We start from the raw sequence: 19,560 nt of genomic DNA, 5'->3' as shown, positions 1-19,560 counted from the left end.
CGCCACGAGCGCGCTAACCGCATCCTATGCACTACACTGATAAATTGAAATCCGCCTCGCCCGCGCTTCGGCGCGGCGCCACAACCGCAGGACGACCCGATGAACTTTACTGACATCGCCATCGACATCGAAGATGGCGTGGGCATTCTGAAACTCAATGCGCCGGACACCCTCAACGCTCTCACCGCCAACATGGTTGCCGAAATCAGTGAGGCCGTAGGCTATCTCGAAAAGAACTGTCGGGCGATGGTCATTACCGGCGAAGGACGATTTTTCTGCTCTGGCGCGTCACTCGACCCAGACAACCCTCTCGCCCCTCACCAACCCGATCGCAGCATCCGGGATATCGGCCAAGTATTGGAGCACACCCTCAACCCGCTGATGCTCACTCTGCGCGATTTTGATATTCCGTGGATATCGGCAGTAAAAGGCGGCGCCGCCGGCTTTGGCGCCTCGCTGGCACTGGCCGCCGACCTGGTTATCGCTGCCGAGAAATCCTATTTCGCCCAGGTATTCGCGCTGATCGGCCTGATCCCGGATGGCGGTTCAACCCACCTACTGGTGCGTAATATCGGCCGAGTCAGAGCCATGGAACTGATGCTGCTTGGCGATCGCTTACCAGCAGAGCAGGCATTGCAATATGGCCTGATCAACCGGGTTACCCCTGAGCATGAAACCCTCTCCACCGCGGTCACCCTGGCCAAGCGGCTTGCCGCCGGCCCCACGATCGCCCTGGGCTTAATTCGAAAGGCCGCCTGGGAAGCCGTTGACGAGAGCTTCGCTGACAGCCTGGCGCGGGAACGGAAACAGCAACTCATCGCTGGCAGAACCCTCGATTTTGAAGAAGGCGTCAGCGCCTTTGTCGAAAAGCGCAAAGCCCAATTTAAAGGCGAATAATGCCGCGAGCCTGCGAGATAACCATGTCGAACACCCTGCTTTACTCCGTCGAAAATCATATCGCCACCATCACCTTCAATCGGCCGGAGGCATTGAATGCCTTCAACGCCGAGATGAACCGGGAGCTCCTGGCACTGCTCGACCTCATCGACGAGGACGACGAGGTTCGCGCCGTCGTCTTCACCGGCAGCGGGCGGGCATTTTGCGCTGGCGCCGATCTCGCCGGCGGCGGCGATACCTTTGACGTGAGTGGTGGTGACGACGCCCACAACGAAGACGGCTCTATCAATTACAGCGCCGACTCCATTCGCGACCTCGGCGGGCGCCTTACCTTGCGGATGTACCAGTGTAAGAAGCCACTGATCGCAGCGATCAATGGCGCTGCCGTCGGGGTAGGCATCACCATGACCCTGGCCATGGATATTCGCCTGGCCAGCGACAAGGCCAAGGTTGGCTTTGTATTCACGCGCCGCGGCATCGTCCCCGAAGCGGCGTCGAGCTATTTTCTGCCCCGCGTGGTTGGCATCTCCCGGGCCCTAGAAATGTGCTACAGCGGTCGGGTGTATCCCGCCACCGAGCTGGCCGACTCAGGCCTGTTTCGCAAAGTGGTGAGCAGCGATGCCCTATTGCCGGAAGCCTATGAAATTGCCCGGGAGATAGTCGAAAACACCGCCCCCGTGTCGATCGCCCTGACCCGACAGATGCTCTGGCGCGGCCTGGATATGTCCCATCCGATGGAAGCTCACATTGTCGACAGCCGGACCGTACTCAGCCGCGGTATGAGCAGTGATGCCCAGGAGGGAGTCAATGCGTTTCTTGAAAAACGACCGGCCGAATTCAAAGATCGGGTCAGCAAAGACCTGCCCGATTTCTTCCCCTGGTGGGAGGAACCCAAATATCGTTGATTCCGACGGTTGGCCATCTGTTTTAGCAAGGTATATTATTCCCCAGTCCTGAATTCAGCACAAAAATTAACTATTACTATTAGAAAAGAGACAGGAAATCATGAGTAATGAACATTGCGTAATTGTTGGTGGCAGTCATGCCGCAGCCTCCCTGGCTGCAGCGCTGCGCAGTGAAGGCTGGGAAGGTGCTATTTCCATCATTGGTGACGAGCCCCACCTGCCCTATCACCGGCCGCCACTGTCAAAGGCCTATTTTTGCGGCGAAAAATCCGACGCTGAAATTCTGATTCGGCCGGAAACCTTCTACCAACAAAACAATATCGATCTGGTGCTGGGTTCCCGGGTTGAAGATATTGATACCGAGGCCAAAACCGTCACTCTCCACGACGGTGCCACCATCAGCTACACCAAGCTTGCCCTGACCACCGGTGCCAAAGTGCGCAAAATTCCGATTCCTGGTAGCGATTTAAAAGGGGTCTATTACCTGCGTGACCTCGGTGATGTGGATCAAATCAAAAAATACGTGGTCACCGGTAAACGCGCTGTGATTGTCGGCGGCGGTTATATCGGCCTGGAAACTGCCGCATCGCTGCGCAAGCTGGGCATGGAAGTCACCGTCCTCGAAGCGCTGCCACGGGTCCTTCAGCGGGTCACGGCCCCAGAAGTCTCAGCGTTTTATACCCGGGTCCACCGAGAAGAAGGTGTCGACCTGCGCACAGAAGTTGCCATTGAAGGTATCGTTGGCGACGGCAAAGTGGGCGCCGTGAAGTTGGCCGACGGCACCGAGATCGACTGCAATCTGGTGGTGATTGGCGTCGGTGTGATTCCCGAAACCGAGCTGGCCGAAAAAGCGGGGCTAAAAATCGACAACGGCATTGTCGTCAATGAACACGCGGTAACCAGTAACCCCGACATTGTTGCCGCCGGTGACTGCACCCAGCATTACAACCCGATTTACCAAACCCACCTGCGTCTAGAGTCGGTTCAAAATGCCACTGATCAAGCGAAAATCGCTGCAAAATCCCTCTGTGGCAAGCCGCTGGTATATAATGCGCTGCCTTGGTTTTGGTCAGACCAGTACGATCTGAAGTTACAGATCGCCGGTCTCTCTCAGGGCTTCGATCAGGTCGTTGTCAGAGGCGATACCGAATCGGGGCGCAGCTTTGCCGCGTTCTATTACAAAGCTGGTCGGTTAATTGCCGTCGATGCAGTCAATCGTCCGAAAGAGTTTATGATGACCAAGCGCGCCCTCACCGAGGGAAAAAATGCTGACCCGGCACTGGTTCGGGATGAATCCGTCGATGTGAAAGACATCTTTACCGCTTGATTAGGTTTGATAGGAAACACTATGCCCTCGATTAAATTTATTACTCATGATGGCAACGAGTACGATGTAGAAGCTGAATCCGGTACCAGCGTCATGCAGGCGGCGCTGGACAACGGCATCGACGCAGTACTGGCAGAGTGCGGCGGCGCCTGTAGCTGCGCAACCTGCCATTGCTACATCGATGAAAACTGGACCGACAAAGTCGGTGCTGCCGAAGATATCGAAAAGGACATGTTGTCCTGCGTGCTGGACCCTCAGGACAACAGCCGCCTGAGCTGCCAAGTGAAAGTCACTGATGAGCTGGACGGCCTGGTGGTACGCCTGCCCGAATCGCAGTACTAAGCATCATTGTCACAGTAAAAGGCCCCTAGGGGCCTTTTTTGTTGGACGAAGCGATAAGGGAAGCACCCATATTTTCTCAAAGAACGAGGACTCTGCCCTTATCGGGCTTATGCTACTATTCCGCAATAAATAAGATCGAATTAGACCGGCTTAAGCTCCAACCTTTGAGCAAGCCACGACCGTAAGAAGTGTTTGCCAAACTATGACAACATTGCCAACGCCGGAAAGTGACCGGGACCCTGCGCCGCGAAAGCGACGAAAAAATGCCAAAGAGGTATTGCTTCAGGCTGCCAGTGACTTGTTAAAGGCGCGCCACGCTATCGATATTTCCTTCAGTGAAATTGCCGAGGCATCGGGCTTGAATTCAGCCCTGATCAAATACCACTTTGGCAACAAAGACGGCTTGCTCCTTGCACTGGTCGAACGCGACGCGGCAAAAACCATGGCCACCATGGAACAACTGGTCGCAATGGATATTTCACCAAGGGAAAAGATTCGCCTGCACATTGCCGGGGTGATCAACACCTACGCCAAACACCCGTACTTGAATCGCCTGATTCACACCCTGATGGATAGCAAAAGCAGCAGCGTGTCCCAGGAAATGGTCGAGTTTTTTGTCAAACCATTGATGGATGCCGAAACACAGATTTTAAAAGAGGGCGTTGCCAAAGGGGATTTTCGGGAGGTGGATCCAACCCTGTTCTACTACTCAGTGGTCGGCGCCTGCGATTATATTTTTTATGCCCGCCACTCCCGCAAGTTACTGACTGGCGCCACCAACCTCACCCCGGCCGTCCGAGATAACTACATTGAGTTTGTCTCGGAGATGGTTTTGAAAATGCTGGACCCGAAGTAATCACCCCCACCCGACGGCGGTTAGCGCAGCATCAACCCGCCATCTACCACCAGGCTTTGCCCAACAATGTAGCTGGCATTCTCACTGGCTAAAAACAGCACCGCGGTAGCAATTTCGTCAGGACGACCAAATCGCCGGGCGGGAATCGCCCGCTTGGCGCCGTCACTGGCTGCAGGATTGTCAGCCACACTCTGAATGATACGGGTTTCCACAAAGCCCGGCGCCAACATATTGACCCGCACCCCATCGCCAATCCATTCATCAGCGATGGCGCGGGTAAAACCCAACAGGGCCGCTTTACTCGCGGTATAGGCGGGTTGCCGGCGAATGCCGAGGAAGCTGGCACAGGAGCCAATATTGACGATGGCGCCCTTGGTACTCGCCAGCAAAGGCTTTAACTGAAAACAAATATCTGCCACCGCATTGAGATTGACGTCCATCACCCGATGAAAACCCGACATGGTGTACTCATCATCCGACGCCATCCCCGCATTGTTGATAAGGATATCGAGTGCAGCGAATCGCTCACACACCTCCCGGCGCTCCTCCTCACTCTGCAAGCGCAGTCGGTGATAGTGCAGCCCACTAAGGTCACCCTCGTAGTCCTCAGAAGACTCGCGGGTGCCAGTGATGTGTACCTCAGCGCCAGCCTGGGCTAAGCGCCGGGCAATGGCCAGACCAATCCCTTGACTGCCGCCGGTAACCAACGCGGTGCGCCCAGAAAAGTTAAACTCAATCATGTTTTTGGCTCCCTAGATCAAATCTCGATTTATGCGTCAGGGAAGAGCGAGAAAGGCGTTGGCGTTGCACCGCGACCAGAGAGAACGGCGGGATTACAAATTCCAGAAAATTCGACTTATCGCTTTCGTTATAACGCAAAATCATTTGTCGCTAAATCTTATGATGTTAGAATAAGGTATCTCTAATTAATTTCAAACATAACCAGGAGAATTCTAATGATAAAAAATCGCTCTGCTCTCGCGCCGCTGGTGCTCGCTACCGCCAGCATTGGCTTCACCGCAATCGCCCAAGCACAGGTGCCAAATCTTTCGGCGTTTGTTCCTGCTGACCTGGTGACTACCGTCACCCAGTTGGGGGTGGAACAGGGTCTGCCGATTATTGGAAGCCAGTTGGCGGGCAACCCCGTTGCCGAAATTGTGTTTGATAATTTTGGTCAGGCTGCGCCGCTGACCGATATCGTTTTAGGTGGCGATACCACCAAGGGGTTCAGCGAGTTTTACGGGCCACTCGACGCCTTGCTTGGCCCGGTTGTTGATTTGACCAGCGGCTCGCCCGGTGGCTCTCTGCCCGGCCTGGACAGCCTGCCAATGTAAAATCGCTGCAATAAAATCGGCACGAAAAGGACGCTTTATGCGTCCTTTTTTTTCGCCCTTGGTACTCATCCTGACGTTTAAAGGCCTGGTGTGATAAACACACAGTGCCGATAAATAAACAACGCGCTCAAATAAAAAAGCCCCGGCTCCTTAGCCGGGGCTTCACATTGCCAGCTCAACTAGACCTTAGTAATCCCAGTTTACCCGCAAGCCCACCGTTGCTGGCGGAGCGAGATAATCCTGCCGCCCCGCATCCGTGTGGAACTGGGAGTAGGTATATCGGGCGTCGTTGATATTCTTGCCGAACGCCGTTACGCGCAAATTAGTATCGTAGTGGAGGAAGCTCAAGGCCGCATCGACCACATAGTAATCCTCTTCATAAGACACATCTGAGTTTTGCGCCAGATAGTAAAAACCATCGTTATAGTAAACACTGGCATTCAACTCAAACTCACCGAATTCAAAGGGAGCCCACACCTGGTTGAGGCCAAAGCTACCACTAAACTCTGGTGTTCTCGTCACCCGATTGCCCGTAAAGTCACCATTGCGGAAGTTGTACAAGCCGTCGCCTTCGTTATAGCCAGAACCGTTGACGTAGGAAGTGTACTCAGAATCCAGGAAGGAGCCGGTCAGCGCCAACACCAGGCCAGGGTTCAACTCAGGCATTGGCACCCACTGAATATCGAAATCCAGCCCCTGGATTTCAGCACCGCCAGCGTTCTCCAGAGAAACCGCGCCACCACTCAACAGGGAGATGAACTGCACTTGCAGGTCTTCGATTTCATTTTGGAAAATCGCCGCATTAAAAGTCAGGGCGCGATCAAACCATTGGGATTTAATCCCCAGTTCATAGGTAGTGACGACCTCGGGTTCGACGTACTCAGGCTGGTCATACACGTTTACAGTGTTGAAGGTACCGCTCTTATAACCCTGAGTATAAGTTGCATAAAGCAATACATCGTCCGACGGGTTTATACCAATAGTGACCTTCGGAGAAAAGTTATTGTCTTCCGCGCGGGGTCGGTCAAATTGAATCGCTTCTGTGGTTGAACCGTCAGTATTGGCTGCCGAAATACTCGACTCCACCACATAACGATCTTCTTCCTGGTAGCGGCCGCCTAGAGTCAAATCCAGCCAGTCATTAATATGAAAGGTCGTTTGCGCGAAATAGGCCGTCGACTCTGTACCCAATTTCGACACCAAACCCAGCGAAACCCCATCGGGGATTGAGATCAGGTCGCCGACGTTGTTGTACAGGTCGAGAATACTCTGGGGTAGAGGAATACCAAGAAATGCGCCATCATTAAGGTCAAGACCCAGAGCAGACAGGCGGTTAAGCGGGAAGCCGGATTCCTGATTCAAATGAAAGGCACCCACAATCCACTCTATCCAGGACGGTGCACTTTCGTTGGACAGAAACTGGATTTCCTGGGTTTTCACATCGGCAAACTGGCCCCTTGCATCGAAGGTGATAAAAGGGGTAGCAGAGCCGTCAAAGTCATAAACATTGTCGGTAACGATGTCCTGTTTGCTGGCCAGCACCTTCATATCAAACCATTCGGTGCGCCACTCGATGTTGCCGTACAACACTTCATTATCCAGGGAGAAGTAACTCGGCACATCTACGGCAACTTCATGATCGCGTTTTTCGGCGGTAATACCCAGGCTTTGGGAGATGGCACTCGGCGCCACATTGGGCATCGCCGTAGAACTCACGCCATACTGTTCGTACTTGATGTAGGCCAGGTTGACATCAACGCTTTCTAGAGGAGATATCCGCGCCTTGTAACGGATGCCCTCCGCTTCTTCTTTGGGAAAGGGTTCAAAGCCACCTTCTCCATCACCACGGACACCGTCGTAATAGTTATCCGCTTCTTGCTTGGTATAGGAGACGCTTGCCGCCCCCCACTCAGTGATTGGGACACTGAGATAACCACGCACCTTGGCATCTTCAAAGCGGGGCGCGTAAATACCTTGAAACGAGGCCTCCACTTCTTCGCCAGGATCCTTGGTGATGATGTTAATGGCACCGCCGGTGGAGTTCCGGCCAAACAAGGTCCCCTGTGGACCCTTTAGTACCTCTACCCGCTCAACGGCGCCAAATGACTGGGACTGGCCATTGGCAAAGGGGTAATAAATGCCGTCGATGTAGGTGGCAACACTGGGATCGGAATCCGGCAGAAAAGCGTCGCTACCCACCCCACGAATATAAATCACCGCAAAGTTAACCGTTTGACCGTAGTACATCCCGGGCGTGAACTGAGCCAGGGCCTTGGGATCGTCAATGCCTTTGGCATCCAGCGCATCGGCCGAAAAGGCAGCCAAAGCGATGGGTACATCCTGGGCGTTTTCAGTGCGCTTCTGCGCCATAACAACAACTTCTTCAATAAGCCGGTTGGCACCCCGCTGGCGCTCAGGCTTGGCCTCCGCGCCCTCCGACTGGGCAACACTAACGGCGGGACAAAGCGCCAGAGCAATGCTGGCCGCGAGAATTTTTTTCGATGAACGAAAGGAGGTCTGGCCTCCATCAAAGAGATTATGAGCGGTCATTATCGATTCACACCTTCACCGTTTTATTTAATTATTGTTCAGGACTTCTCGCCCCAAATGATACATAATTTATAATACGTATCACCGCGACGGTCAACATTTAACTAACCGATTAATAAAATTTGTGACTTGCGCCGAATTCTATCTGCTTTGGCAATCCTCGATTGCCACCTTCGCCCAAAGATAGCGACGCCGTAAGCCTCTAAAATAGAGTTCATTCTCAATGGCAAAACAACATTCCACCCGTCACGAGAGCGCCTCCAACCCAGTTGATGACAAGACCGTCGCTATCATGCGTGCCATCACCCGTTGTATTGAGCGCCAAGGCCTTAAAAAAACCCGGATGGACGACATCGCTGCCGAGGCCAATCTCAGCCGCATTACCCTTTATCGGGAGTACGGCAACCGCGATAGCCTGATCAACGCCTTTCTCGCCTTCCGCTCGGCTAATTTTAATTCCCGCATCAAAAGCAAACTCGATGCGTGCAAGACGATTGACGACGCCCTTGAGTGTTACCTTGTTGATGCCGCCCTTATTGCCGCAACCGACACCAGCATTCGAGAACTGGTCATCGTTCATCAAATTTTTCAATCCGCGTTGAACGATGACGACTCCCCTCTCAAATCAGGGCTTCGCGAATTATGGGTGCCCCTGGTGAAAAAACTTTGCGCCACCGATGCAAAGGTTCATTCACTCCCCCCAGACGACATAGTCGACTGGCTACTGATCGTCCAATCCTATCTCGTCATCATTGTTATTGAGTCCGCCTGGAGCGAGCAAAAACTGCGCGCTCTGGTGCGGAATTTTATTTCTCCGGCGTTCTCGACGCCGACCCGGCGCGACTAATCTAACCGCCAGGCTATTGTTTGTTATTCTAAAATAGCTACCCCACTGACGCTCAGCGGGTCCACCACCCTATTTCCGAGCTGGCCCTTCTCTCCGTTTTCCCGAACAGGCGAGATATTACCGGCCAACAACGATATTTATCTATAGCTGATAGTTTTATTAATTGCAAATTAAAAGCCACACCACATCAAAGGGATTGGGTCAGGTGGCCGCCATCTACCGGCAGAGCGATGCCACTGATAAAAGCCCCCGCATCACTGCACAACATCAGCAGGGGAATATTGAGCTCATCGAGCTGCCCCAAGCGTTGCGGCGGAATTTTTTTCAGGTACTGCGAGCCTTTATCTGACTGAAAAAAGTCACTGTTTAATTCAGTCTCGAAATAGCCCGGGCACAGCGCATTCACCCGGATATTCTGCCGCCACAGTTCGAGGGCGCTGTTGCGGGTCAACTGCACCACTCCCGCTTTGGCCGTGGCGTACAAGCTGTTATCCAGCCCGGGTTGCAGACCGAGGATGGAGGCAATATTGACGATACTGCCTGACCTTTTCGCCGCCACCATGCGTGCCGAGGCCTCCCGGGAGACACGCCATACCGCCCGCAGATTGGTGTCGACTACAAAGCTCCATTGCTCCTCCGTGCTGCGCACAAACTTGCTCGGCGCGGCCACCCCGGCGTTGTTAACGACAATATCCACCACCCCGAAGCGATGCTCAATCTCATCAAAGGCGGCAACAACCGAGCCACTCTCCGTCACATCCAGGGTTACCGCCATTGCCGTGCCACCCTCGGCGGCAATGTCTGCTACCAGCGCAGTCAGTCGGTCAGTGCGCCGGGCGCCGGCAACGACCTTGGCACCCGCCCGTGCCAGAACCCTGGCGAAGTGCGCACCAAATCCGCTGGAGGCGCCGGTGACCAGGGCCACGCGGCCGCTCAGGTCGAGACTTTGAACAAGGGAAGAGTCCATACGCTATCCATCTTTATTAAACATTGCGGCTGTCAGTTACTGCGGCGCCCTAGGCGCCTCGCTCAGCCAAATCGATCCCCATTTGCGCCAGCGGTTTGGCCAGGGCGCCGTAATCCATTGCTTTTTGGCTGGATGCATTGCCGTCGAGGGCACGTTTGTAGACCCCTTGCAGGATGGCGCTGAGACGGAAAAAGGAAAACGCGACATAGAATGTCCAATTCTCAATCTGACCGATGCCCCGACGCTGACAATACTGCTCAACATATTCTTCTTCAGTGGGTATCCCCAGAGCACTGCGGTCAACACTGCCCAGCCCCGGAATGGCCGCATCACCCGGTATGCGCCACTGCATACATTGGTAGGCCAGATCGGCATAGGGGTGACCCAGCGTCGATAACTCCCAATCCAGCAACCCAATCACCTGAGTGCTGTCTTTGGCGAACATCATGTTGTCCAGACGGAAATCGCCATGGGCCAGGCACACCTGGCCATCGTCCGGTGGCAGGTTGGCCTCGAGCCAAATAATCAGCGCCTCCATGGCGTCCACGGTTTCGGTTTCACTGGCCCGGTATTGTTTGGTCCAGCGGCTGAGTTGGCGCTCAAAATAATTGCCGGGTTTACCGTAGTTTTCCAGTCCCGCCGCGTAGACATCCACATTGTGCAGGTCGGCTAACACCCGGTTCATCGCATCGTAGATTTCAGCCCGTTCAGCGCGGCTCTGCTCGGGCAGGGAGGCATCCCAAAAAATGCGCCCGTCGAGAAAATCCATCACATAGAACATCGAGCCAATAACACTCTCGTCTTCGCATAACAGGCGCATTGTCGGCACGGGCACCGGCGTCGGCGCCAGGGCTTTCATCACCCGGTATTCCCGGTCGACGGCGTGGGCAGACTTGAGCAGATTGCCCGGCGGCTTGCGCCGCAGCACATAGCGGCCGCTCTCGGCCTCCAGCAGATAAGTGGGGTTGGACTGGCCGCCGGCAAATTTCTCCGCGGCGTGCAAGGCCCTGAAGCCCTCGATATTGGCGTTGAGGTACCGACCCAACGTGGCAAGATCCAAATCAAAGTTCGACATCATTCACTCCGCTGCAAACCGGTCGATAATCTGTTTACCCAGGGCCATCTGGTGCACTTGATCCGGGCCATCGGCCTGACGGCACCAGCGGGCATAATTAAAGCCCTCGGCCATCATATAGTCCTCAGTCAGCCCCCCTGCGCCGTGCATCTGCATGCAGCGGTCGATCACGGTTTGCACCAGCAGCGGCACGGTGGTTTTGGTCGCGGCAATCATGTCGGTGGTCTGCATGGGCCCCTGCTCATCAATCAATTTGCAGGTTTTTAATACCAGCAAGCGCGCCATTTCAATTTCGGAAAAGGACCGGGAAATTTCCTCCCGCACCGACTGGTGTTTACTGAGTGGACGGCCAAAGGTGGTACGCGAGACCGCACGCTTGCAGGCCAGCTCCAGGGCCCGTTGGGCGGTGCCAATCAAGCGCATGCAATGGTGCATTCGGCCGGGCGCCAAGCGGCCCTGGGCGATTTCAAAACCACGCCCTTCACCGAGCAATACATTTTCCAGCGGCACCCGCACATTATCGAATACCAGCTCGGCATGACCGATAGGTGCGTCGTCGTAGCCCAAGGTGGTCAACGGCCGAATAATATTAAGCCCAGGCGTGTTTTTGGGCACCAGCACCTGGGTTTGCTGCTTGTGCCGACTCGGGTTTTCGGGGTCCGATTTGCCCATCACGATAAATATCTGGGTACGCTCATTCATGGCGCCAGTGATGAACCATTTACGACCGTTAAGAACCCACTCACCGCCATCTTTCTCAATGCGCAGCTCAATATTGGTGGCATCACTTGAGGCTACCTGGGGCTCGGTCATAGCGTAGGACGACCGGATGTCGCCGTTCAGCAAAGGCGTCAACCACTGCTCCCGCTGGGCATCGGTGGCGTAGTTCATGAAGACTTCCATGTTGCCGGTGTCGGGGGCATTGCAGTTAAACACCTCCGGCGACCACAGCACTCGCCCCATCTCCTCGCACAGCGGCGCGTAATCGAGAAAACTCAGCCCACCGTGGGGGCTGAGTTCGGCGTGTTCCTCGGGAATAAACAGGTTCCACAAGCCAGCGGCCTTGGCCTTGGCTTTCAGCTCATCCATCAGCGGCATCGCCTGCCAGCGATTGCTGGCGTTGTGTACCTGCTCGGCATAGGCCTTTTCGTTGGGGTAAATATGCTCGGCCATAAACTGCTTGAGCTGGACCAACAGTTGCTCTGCCTTGGGCGAAGGGCTCAAATCCATGGTGTTTCTCCGATACGAATTATCATTTTTTTGACTGCCTTGACGTAACAAGCCGTCCCTCAGGTATAGCTGATCAAGTGCTGAAGTTCAGCGTTGTCCAAGTGGGGCACGCTGTTGAACTGATTCATAGACCACCGCCCGTTTTTGCAGAAATAGCGGCTCACTCCGGTGTTGCGGGACTGAAGATTGAGATTCACCAGGGTGGCCACATCGGCGCCCAAGACCTCGGCAGCAAGGGCACTGGCGGCACCCCCCGAGGTCACGACCAGCACCGGCCCCGTTGCCGCGGCCAGGGTATCGCGGGTTGCCAGCACCCGCTGATGAAATTCAGCAAAGGTCTCGCTGCCCTGCAACTCGCGCCGCTCCCAGGCCAGCAGGGCAGCGCGCAGCGAACTGTAAAACGCCTTGGTATTGGTGTGGTCGATGGTTTGCTGCTGAAGTCGCCCATACTCGGCTACCAGGCCGTGGAAGTCGTATTCATTCAGCCCCGGCAAGACCGCGACATCCGGCAGGGTGTCAAAGGCATCGGCGATGCCGGCAAGGGTCTCTCGGTGACGGCGCAAGCTCCCCATAAACACTGAACCAAGTGTCACGCCAACGCTGCGAAAATAACGGCCCAGCAATTGGGCCTGGCGCCAACCCTGCTCGGTTAAACGGTCGTAATCGTCGGTACCGAATGCGGCTTGACCGTGTCGAACGATAAGGATTTCTGCCATGTTTTCCGCCCGCTTGCGTATTGGCCGACAGTAGTCGCGGCAATGCGCTTTCAACAATGAGCTGTCACTGTACGCCGCTCACATTTATTATTTAAATTTATTTTTTTTATTTTTAACCATAAAATTTATTTATTTTGAAACACTAGGAACGCCAGCGCCTTGCCCATTTCGCGATTCGATCTCAATCTGTTTGTGGTATTCGACACCATCTACAGCCAGCAAAGCCTGACCAAAGCGGCAGAAGTGCTCCACGTTACCCAGCCCGCTATTAGCAGCGCCCTGGCAAGATTACGTGAGCGGTTTGACGACCCCTTATTTGTTCGCACCCCCGCCGGCATGAGCCCCACGCCACTGGCGCGGTCACTCATTGAACCCGTTCGCGCCGCGCTGGGCACCCTCGACGACTGTATCAGTGCGCGGCTGGACTTTGACCCCGCCAGCGCCCACCAGACATTTCGCCTGCACGCCACCGAGGTCGCCGAAGTGACGTTGCTGCCTTCGCTGGCCGAAGCGCTGCAGGGCACCTCGCCTGAATCGAACCTGGAGGTTTTCAGCGGCAGTCGCAAGGAAGTGCCCTTGGCCCTGGCCAGCGGTGACCTGCATGCCGCCGTTGATACTCCCCTGCTCAACCAGCGCGACCTGATGAGCACGCCGCTGCGCGATGATCACTATGTCTGCGTGATGCGTCGCGCTCACCCCCTCCTCGATCGGCTCGACCTGGATGGCTTTTTGGCTTGCCCGCAAATCCATATTTCCAGCCGAACCCGGGGCGGCGGCCATATTGATCTGGCCTTGCGTTCTATCGGTCAGCGCCGCCGCGTTGCACTCCGCCTACAACACTACACGGCCCTGCCAGAGCTACTTCAGCGCAGCGACTTGATTGCCGCCGCGCCCAAAAGCCTGGCCGACACCTGGCCCCTCGCCCAGGCACCACTGCCCTTTGAAACACCTCGACTGGAATTGTTATTGTTCTGGCACAAAAGCGTGGATAGCGATCCCGCAAATCGCTGGTTTCGCCAGGTCATTTGCGAGGTCATGATGGGCGCCGCCTGAGGCGCTCAGGCCAGTAACCCCCAGCGCTGCATCTGCGTAATCGCCGAGGCGATGCCCTGCTCCCCAGCCACCACTTCGCCAAGGGCCGCCGCCCGCTGCCGGGTCGCAGGCAGGAGCGCTGTCTCCAAGGCCCGTGCAATCGCGTCAACATCAAGTTGAGTTGCTGGCAGCGCGGGAGGCGCCACACCCAGCCGTTGCAGACGCCAGGCCCAAAATGGCTGGTCGCCGAAGAAGGGAATCACCACCGAAGGAATACCTGCCCGCAGGGTGGCCGCGGTGGTGCCCACGCCACCGTGATGAATCGCCGCGCTCACCCTGGGAAACAGCCAGTGATGAGGGGCTTCTTTGAGCTGAAAAATTTGCTCGCCCAGACCATCCGATTCTGCCAAGCCGCCCCATCCTGTGGCCAAAATTGCCCGATGCCCGCTACGGCGTAGCGCCGCCAGCAAGGAGTCGGTCAAGGCCGCCGAAGTACCGCTGACCATGCTGCCAAAACCGATGTAAACCGGCTTTTCCCCAGCCGCCAGGAAGGCCTGCAGCGCGGGCGGCGGCTGCCAATCTGCGTCATCAAGAAACCAGTTACCGGCAACGTGAACGCCGGCGGGCCAGTGGGGGGACGGTGGCAGCAAGGTGGGACTGAAGCCATACAAGAGTGGGTAATGATCCGGGTCCCGCCCGCGGTAGGGTCCCCGCCAGGAAATCGCCGGCAAGGCCAAAGCCCGACGCAGAGGATCAATGGCTGCCCGCAGCATCTGCCAGACAATCAGACGGTAGAAATGTGCAAGGGCCAGATTCATCGGCCCCCAGGGACGCTCCCCCTTTGGGGTCACCACCATGGGTGGAATATCCGGGCAGGGTGTCACCGGCTGTAATTGGGTTTCCAGAAAACCAATTCCCAGCTTTTCAGCCAGCGACCCAGCCAGCATCGACACCATGCCATTGCCAATCAGCAGCTCCTGCCCCTCGGCCGCTGCCAAGCCCTGCTCAGGCCAGCTTACCGACATCTCGGCCAGCAGCTGCCGGGCGGTGCGCAGGAAGGTGAGCGGATGCTTGCCCCGCTGCAAGACGCCGGGGTCCTTGGCCATGGCTTCGAGAAAATCTGCCGTCAACGGCGCAAATTCCAGACCGCAGCGCACAACCAATTCCCGGCAGGCCGCCCCGCTGGCAATACGCACCTGATGGCCCTGGGCCGCCAACCCCAACCCCAGCGCAACAAAGGGCCTGACATCACCCTGGGTACCAATAGAGAAAAGCGTTATACGCATGGATATGACTGCCGACTATTCACCGTAGTTTGCTGCTGACTTGCCAGCGGTCGACAGCCGCTGACCCAGTTCGCGTCCGATTTGCCGGGCCGGCTCCGGGTCTAGCATAGCCTGATGATGACAGGCGATGCCGACACGCTCTAACTTCCCCTTCAGCTGACGCGCCCACACCTCTGGGTGATGATCCACCACACCGCTAGTATCCTCGGCGCCTTCCAGCGCCTCAAAGAACAGGAGATCGCTGTCGAGCTCCCCCGGCGAATAGGCCCGTAACAACCCCAGGTTTTTCTCGACGACGCTACGCAAGCGCTGCAGAAACCCCGGGTCGCTGCGCAGCAGCTCGGCAACCACCGGGGTGTCGTGAATATCGTATATCTCACTCAGCCAGTCGGCGAGTTGATCGAGGGTCTGTGGCCACAGTTCCCCCGACGCTGGCGCAATGTTTAGAAAGGCCAGCGCACTCGAGACCAGGTGCGCTGACGACCAGTCTTCGGCCCGATCCCGCTGAGTAAAAGGGTAAGCGTCCAGCATCGCCACCAGTTCCACCTGGTCACCTGCCAGGCGCAGCTGGCGCGCCATCTCGTAAACAATCGCGCCGCCCATCGACCAACCGAGCAAGCGATAGGGTCCCTCGCTCTGCTTAGCGCGCAAGCTGTCTAGGTAAAAGCCTGCCAGCCCCGGCAGGTCGGTAATGGGTGGCGAGACATCGGTAAGGCTGGGTGACAGCCCTGGTGATTGCAGGGCGTAAACGGATAGCTCATCGGGCAAGTGCGGTAACAGCGCACCGAAGGCCCAGCCCAACCCAACCACCGGGTGAGCGCAGAACAGCGCTGGTGCGCCCGGGACTTCCCGCAAGGTAATCAGACTGGCCAATGGGTCCAGCCCGTCGACGGTCAACAGGCGCTGCGCCAGCTTGGCGATGGTGTCGGCTTCGAACATCACCACCAGCGGAATCTCCCGGCGTAGGGTCGTACGTAGCTGGCCAACGACTTTCGCCGCCATCAGCGAATCGCCGCCCAGATCAAAAAAACTGGTGTTCACCGAGAGAATGGGCCGGGCAAAAGTCTCCTGCCAAATTTCTGCGATGGTCTGCTCCAGGGGGGTGCGCGGGGGCTGCTCGGGATCGGCCGTTTGCCAGCGGGGTTCCGGCAGTGCATTGCGGTCCAGTTTGCCGTTTACATTCAATGGCAGCGAGGCAAGGGGCTCGAAATGTGCTGGCACCATATAATCCGGCAATCTGGCCGCCAGCGTACGGCGCAGAGCTTCCGCTGAAGGTTGCGCCCCATTCGACTCATCACGCTGGTAGTAGGCCACCAGCCGCGAATGTAACCGACCGTCTTCCCGCAGCACCACTACCGCCTGACGAACACCCGGGCACATCTCAAGTTGCCGGGCGACCTCCTCGGCCTCAACCCGGTAGCCCCGCACTTTGATCTGAAAATCATTGCGCCCCAGGTACTCCAGCACACCATCGCTGCGCCAGCGCGCCTGGTCACCGGTGCGATATAACCTGCCGGGACCAAATGGATTGGCAATAAAACGCTGGGCGGTCAACTCAGCCCGGCGAAGATAACCCACCGCCACTCCGTAACCGCCAATATATAACTCGCCAACCGCCCCCGTGGGCGCCAGGCGAAGCGTCGAGTCCAACACATAAACTTGGGTATTGGCCAGCGGCCGACCTATAGGCGGATTGGCCAGGTCAGCGGGGCCGATAGGCATAGCGGTTGACCAGATGGTGGTCTCTGTCGGCCCATACAAATTCACCACGGCCGCGGCGCTCCGGTGCAGTTGAGTTGCCAGCTCACCCGGTAAGGCTTCGCCACCGACCAGCGCGCGGATATGACCCATCTCCCCGTCCATCTCGGGCAGCAGCACCCGCCAATGGGACGGGGTTGCCTGAATCACGCTGACTCCCTGGTCTTTCACCAGGGCGGCCACCGCCGCCGGGTCCCGCGCGCTGTCCCGGTCACACAGCACGACCTGCCCCCCCTTCATCAGGGGCAGAAACAATTCCAGGCCAGCGATATCGAAGGCAACCGTGGTCATCGCCAACAACCGGTCTTTGCTCGACAAGGGCACCACCTGACCAATGCCGAACAGAAAATTGGCCACATTGTCGTGGCTGACAATCACGCCCTTGGGGCGCCCAGTCGAGCCAGAGGTGTAGATCACATACGCCGGCGCGTCGAAGCCATCCCAATGGGGCGGGTTGGTATCGGCGTAAAGGGCCAGGTCCATCAAATCTGTCAGCACGACCCGCGCCCGGCACTGGGGCAGATCGATACTGCTGTGACTGATCAGCACCGCCGGCTCTGCGTCTTCCAGAATGTGCTGCTGACGCAGGGCGGGGGCGGTCAGATCGAGGGGCAGATAGGCCGCACCCGACTTCAATATTCCCAACAGGGCGACGAGTAAAATCGGCTCCCGCGGTAACAAGACGGCAACCAAATCGCCCTCACCCACATCCTCGTCTGCCAGAGCGTGAGCGAACTGATTGGCCAGGCCATTCAGTGCCCCATAACTCAGGGAGCCACCCCGCCAGTGCAGGGCCGGCGCCGCGGCCTGGAATTGGGCGTGGTTTTCAAAGGCCTTTATCAGGGACAAGGTCGGCGGTACCGACGGACCGTTCCATTCCACTAACAAACGCCGGTATTCCTCCGGCGGAATCAAATGCAGGTCGCTTACCCTAATCTCCGGCTCGGACCAAAAGTGATTGATCATCAGGTCCAGCCGGTCACGGTGACCGTCAAGTGCCGACTGGGAATAGAGCCCGGGGTTGGCGTCTAAATCAACACGCAGCCCGCCCTCATCGCCCCGGTCATACACGAAGAATGTCAGGTCATCCACAGTGCCATTGGACAGGTTATGAATCGCACAGCCTCGGCCACCCAAGCCAATCCGGTAATCGAAGGGCTCAATGTTGATTCCCAGCCAGGCAATTTGTTTACCTTGCCCCAGCAACCCCAACTCCCTACGCAGCGTTTCGTAGCGATACTGCTGATGCCGCAAGGCGCTGCGCACCACTTTGGCCACTTGCTGCAGCAGTGCTGTCATGCTCATGTCAGCCGACATTTGCAGGCGCAGTGCCACGGCATTGGCAAACATGCCGGGTGTCGCGCGCTGGCTGGCGCCGAGCCGGGCAGACACTGGCATCACAATCACCAGATCGTCGACACCAGTAAGGCGGTAAATATAAGAGGCCAGCAGGGCAATCATTAATTGCGGCAAACTGTGACCCCTGTGGGTTGCGTTAGCCTTAAGCGCGCCATAACACTCTCTGCTCAGCACCAGACTGCTGCGGCGCAGGCCACCGCTGGGCAACCCACCTCCCACGGCCAGTGACGGCGAATCCGCCAGGTCTGTCATGCGCTCAAGCCAGTATGCCTGGTCCCGCTGCCGTCGCGATGACGCCTGGTAATCCCGTTCCGCGTCAAGCTGAGTTTCAGCGGAAAGAAAGGGCGACGCGGGCGGAACCCGCCCTTCACTGATGGCATTGTAAAGCTGAGCAACGCGGCGGCTAATCAAGCTGGCGCCGAAGCCATCCAAAATAGCGTGATGGCTGCGGTGATACCAAAAAAACCGCTCTGGCCCGATTTTGAACAGCGCACAACACCACAGTGGATCAACACTTGGGTCAACCGGCCGGTGCAACTCGGCACGCATCCAGGCCACCGCATCCTCTGCGGCACAAGCGCGATCCGAATAATCGAAGTACGGCACCTCCCGGTAACCCTCGGCAGAAATTCGCTGCACAGGGCCGCCGCCGGTCTCAACAATCTGGGTTCGCCAGGGATCCGCTTCCTCGGCCACCTGTTTGATCACAGCGACAAACAACTGCGGGTCAACCGAGGCAAAAAACTCGACGTATTCCGCCAGGTTGAAGACCACGTCGTCGGCACTGATCTTGTCACTTACCCACATGCTGCGCTGGGCGATGGAGAGCGGCACCTCGCGATAGCGCGCCTCTTTTAACTGAACTTGCATAAAAAGCTGTCCGATCCGTACGACATTTGAAGACTCGGTCCCTGAGAGGGGAATCTCCCCCACACCACGCAAACAACAGCCGCACCTGGCTGACGCAAATATTGCCATGGTGATCAATGAGTAAAACTGAGGACCCCATTACCTCTAACGCATAGGACGAGCCCCAACGCCAGTCACAACCCATACTATGACACATAAACAAAATTCAG

At 56.7% G+C, this 19,560-nt stretch carries 16 protein-coding genes; 8 read left to right on the top strand and 8 right to left on the bottom strand.

What is annotated here, in order from left to right; all coding sequences use genetic code 11:
* Positions 1-99 precede the first annotated feature (99 nt).
* The 5 genes from NCG89_RS15150 to NCG89_RS15130 all read left to right on the top strand — a co-directional run bounded on the left by NCG89_RS15150 (position 100) and on the right by NCG89_RS15130 (position 4,327).
* On the top strand, positions 100-897 hold the full coding sequence (locus NCG89_RS15150; protein ID WP_251087404.1) for an enoyl-CoA hydratase-related protein: 798 nt from the start codon (positions 100-102) through the stop codon (positions 895-897).
* 23 nt (positions 898-920) lie between these two features.
* A complete protein-coding gene (locus NCG89_RS15145) occupies positions 921-1,802 on the top strand; it encodes a crotonase/enoyl-CoA hydratase family protein (RefSeq protein WP_251087403.1) in 882 nt (293 codons plus the stop codon).
* Positions 1,803-1,902: 100 nt separating this feature from the next.
* A complete protein-coding gene (locus NCG89_RS15140; RefSeq protein WP_251087402.1) occupies positions 1,903-3,129 on the top strand; it encodes an NAD(P)/FAD-dependent oxidoreductase in 1,227 nt (408 codons plus the stop codon).
* A gap of 21 nt (positions 3,130-3,150) precedes the next feature.
* Positions 3,151-3,471 carry a 2Fe-2S iron-sulfur cluster-binding protein gene (locus tag NCG89_RS15135; RefSeq protein WP_251087401.1) on the top strand — a complete coding sequence of 107 codons (321 nt, stop codon included), beginning with the start codon at positions 3,151-3,153 and terminating at the stop codon, positions 3,469-3,471.
* A 202-nt stretch (positions 3,472-3,673) separates the two neighbouring features.
* A complete protein-coding gene (locus tag NCG89_RS15130; protein WP_251087400.1) occupies positions 3,674-4,327 on the top strand; it encodes a TetR family transcriptional regulator in 654 nt (217 codons plus the stop codon).
* A gap of 20 nt (positions 4,328-4,347) precedes the next feature.
* Here NCG89_RS15130 and NCG89_RS15125 read toward each other — a convergent pair whose 3' ends face one another.
* Positions 4,348-5,067 (bottom strand): SDR family NAD(P)-dependent oxidoreductase, encoded by a 720-nt coding sequence (locus tag NCG89_RS15125; protein WP_251087399.1) that lies wholly within the window; start codon positions 5,065-5,067, stop codon positions 4,348-4,350.
* Between the two features lie 216 nt (positions 5,068-5,283).
* Between NCG89_RS15125 and NCG89_RS15120 the strand changes: the two genes are divergently transcribed.
* A complete protein-coding gene (locus NCG89_RS15120; protein WP_251087398.1) occupies positions 5,284-5,661 on the top strand; it encodes a hypothetical protein in 378 nt (125 codons plus the stop codon).
* A 186-nt stretch (positions 5,662-5,847) separates the two neighbouring features.
* On the opposite strand, the gene NCG89_RS15115 is transcribed toward NCG89_RS15120, so the two are convergent.
* Complete coding sequence (locus tag NCG89_RS15115; protein WP_251087397.1) at positions 5,848-8,211, bottom strand: TonB-dependent receptor; 2,364 nt, start codon at positions 8,209-8,211, stop codon at positions 5,848-5,850.
* Positions 8,212-8,434: 223 nt separating this feature from the next.
* On the opposite strand from NCG89_RS15115, the gene NCG89_RS15110 reads away from it, so the two are divergent.
* Positions 8,435-9,058: a TetR/AcrR family transcriptional regulator gene (locus tag NCG89_RS15110; RefSeq protein ID WP_251087396.1), complete on the top strand. Its 624-nt coding sequence runs from the start codon at positions 8,435-8,437 to the stop codon at positions 9,056-9,058.
* A 187-nt stretch (positions 9,059-9,245) separates the two neighbouring features.
* Here the strand turns inward: NCG89_RS15110 and NCG89_RS15105 are convergent, their stop codons facing one another.
* The 4 genes from NCG89_RS15105 to NCG89_RS15090 are packed head-to-tail and all read right to left on the bottom strand — an operon-like array spanning position 9,246 to position 13,046.
* Entirely contained in the window at positions 9,246-10,025 is a 780-nt protein-coding gene (locus NCG89_RS15105; protein WP_251087395.1) for an SDR family NAD(P)-dependent oxidoreductase, read from the bottom strand.
* A 49-nt stretch (positions 10,026-10,074) separates the two neighbouring features.
* Positions 10,075-11,103, bottom strand: coding sequence for a phosphotransferase family protein (locus tag NCG89_RS15100; RefSeq protein ID WP_251087394.1), 1,029 nt, complete (start codon positions 11,101-11,103; stop codon positions 10,075-10,077).
* Positions 11,104-12,330, bottom strand: a complete 1,227-nt coding sequence (locus NCG89_RS15095; protein WP_251087393.1) for an acyl-CoA dehydrogenase family protein — start codon at positions 12,328-12,330, stop codon at positions 11,104-11,106.
* 59 nt (positions 12,331-12,389) lie between these two features.
* A complete protein-coding gene (locus NCG89_RS15090) occupies positions 12,390-13,046 on the bottom strand; it encodes a histidine phosphatase family protein (RefSeq protein WP_251087392.1) in 657 nt (218 codons plus the stop codon).
* Positions 13,047-13,205: 159 nt separating this feature from the next.
* Here NCG89_RS15090 and NCG89_RS15085 point away from each other — a divergent pair, with 159 nt between their 5' ends.
* Entirely contained in the window at positions 13,206-14,099 is an 894-nt protein-coding gene (locus tag NCG89_RS15085) for a LysR family transcriptional regulator (RefSeq protein WP_251087391.1), read from the top strand.
* 5 nt (positions 14,100-14,104) lie between these two features.
* Here the strand turns inward: NCG89_RS15085 and NCG89_RS15080 are convergent, their stop codons facing one another.
* On the bottom strand, positions 14,105-15,364 hold the full coding sequence (locus tag NCG89_RS15080) for a glycosyltransferase (RefSeq protein WP_251087390.1): 1,260 nt from the start codon (positions 15,362-15,364) through the stop codon (positions 14,105-14,107).
* 15 nt (positions 15,365-15,379) lie between these two features.
* Positions 15,380-19,351, bottom strand: coding sequence for an amino acid adenylation domain-containing protein (locus NCG89_RS15075; RefSeq protein ID WP_251087389.1), 3,972 nt, complete (start codon positions 19,349-19,351; stop codon positions 15,380-15,382).
* Positions 19,352-19,560 lie beyond the last annotated feature (209 nt).

This window comes from Spongiibacter taiwanensis (assembly GCF_023702635.1).
Classification (GTDB): Bacteria; Pseudomonadota; Gammaproteobacteria; order Pseudomonadales; family Spongiibacteraceae; genus Spongiibacter; species Spongiibacter taiwanensis.
The sequence above is the reverse complement of the archived record's forward strand: the minus strand, read 5'-3'. Positions and strand labels throughout refer to the sequence as shown.

Coding starts and splice junctions, on each gene's coding strand:
- NCG89_RS15095 (WP_251087393.1), bottom strand. CDS start 12,330: ATGGATTTGAGCCCTTCGCCCAAGGCAGAGCAACTGTTGGTCCAGCTC.
- NCG89_RS15115 (WP_251087397.1), bottom strand. CDS start 8,211: ATGACCGCTCATAATCTCTTTGATGGAGGCCAGACCTCCTTTCGTTCA.
- NCG89_RS15090 (WP_251087392.1), bottom strand. CDS start 13,046: ATGGCAGAAATCCTTATCGTTCGACACGGTCAAGCCGCATTCGGTACC.
- NCG89_RS15120 (WP_251087398.1), top strand. CDS start 5,284: ATGATAAAAAATCGCTCTGCTCTCGCGCCGCTGGTGCTCGCTACCGCC.
- NCG89_RS15140 (WP_251087402.1), top strand. CDS start 1,903: ATGAGTAATGAACATTGCGTAATTGTTGGTGGCAGTCATGCCGCAGCC.
- NCG89_RS15130 (WP_251087400.1), top strand. CDS start 3,674: ATGACAACATTGCCAACGCCGGAAAGTGACCGGGACCCTGCGCCGCGA.
- NCG89_RS15135 (WP_251087401.1), top strand. CDS start 3,151: ATGCCCTCGATTAAATTTATTACTCATGATGGCAACGAGTACGATGTA.
- NCG89_RS15075 (WP_251087389.1), bottom strand. CDS start 19,351: ATGCAAGTTCAGTTAAAAGAGGCGCGCTATCGCGAGGTGCCGCTCTCC.
- NCG89_RS15110 (WP_251087396.1), top strand. CDS start 8,435: ATGGCAAAACAACATTCCACCCGTCACGAGAGCGCCTCCAACCCAGTT.
- NCG89_RS15105 (WP_251087395.1), bottom strand. CDS start 10,025: ATGGACTCTTCCCTTGTTCAAAGTCTCGACCTGAGCGGCCGCGTGGCC.
- NCG89_RS15100 (WP_251087394.1), bottom strand. CDS start 11,103: ATGATGTCGAACTTTGATTTGGATCTTGCCACGTTGGGTCGGTACCTC.
- NCG89_RS15145 (WP_251087403.1), top strand. CDS start 921: ATGTCGAACACCCTGCTTTACTCCGTCGAAAATCATATCGCCACCATC.
- NCG89_RS15150 (WP_251087404.1), top strand. CDS start 100: ATGAACTTTACTGACATCGCCATCGACATCGAAGATGGCGTGGGCATT.
- NCG89_RS15080 (WP_251087390.1), bottom strand. CDS start 15,364: ATGCGTATAACGCTTTTCTCTATTGGTACCCAGGGTGATGTCAGGCCC.
- NCG89_RS15125 (WP_251087399.1), bottom strand. CDS start 5,067: ATGATTGAGTTTAACTTTTCTGGGCGCACCGCGTTGGTTACCGGCGGC.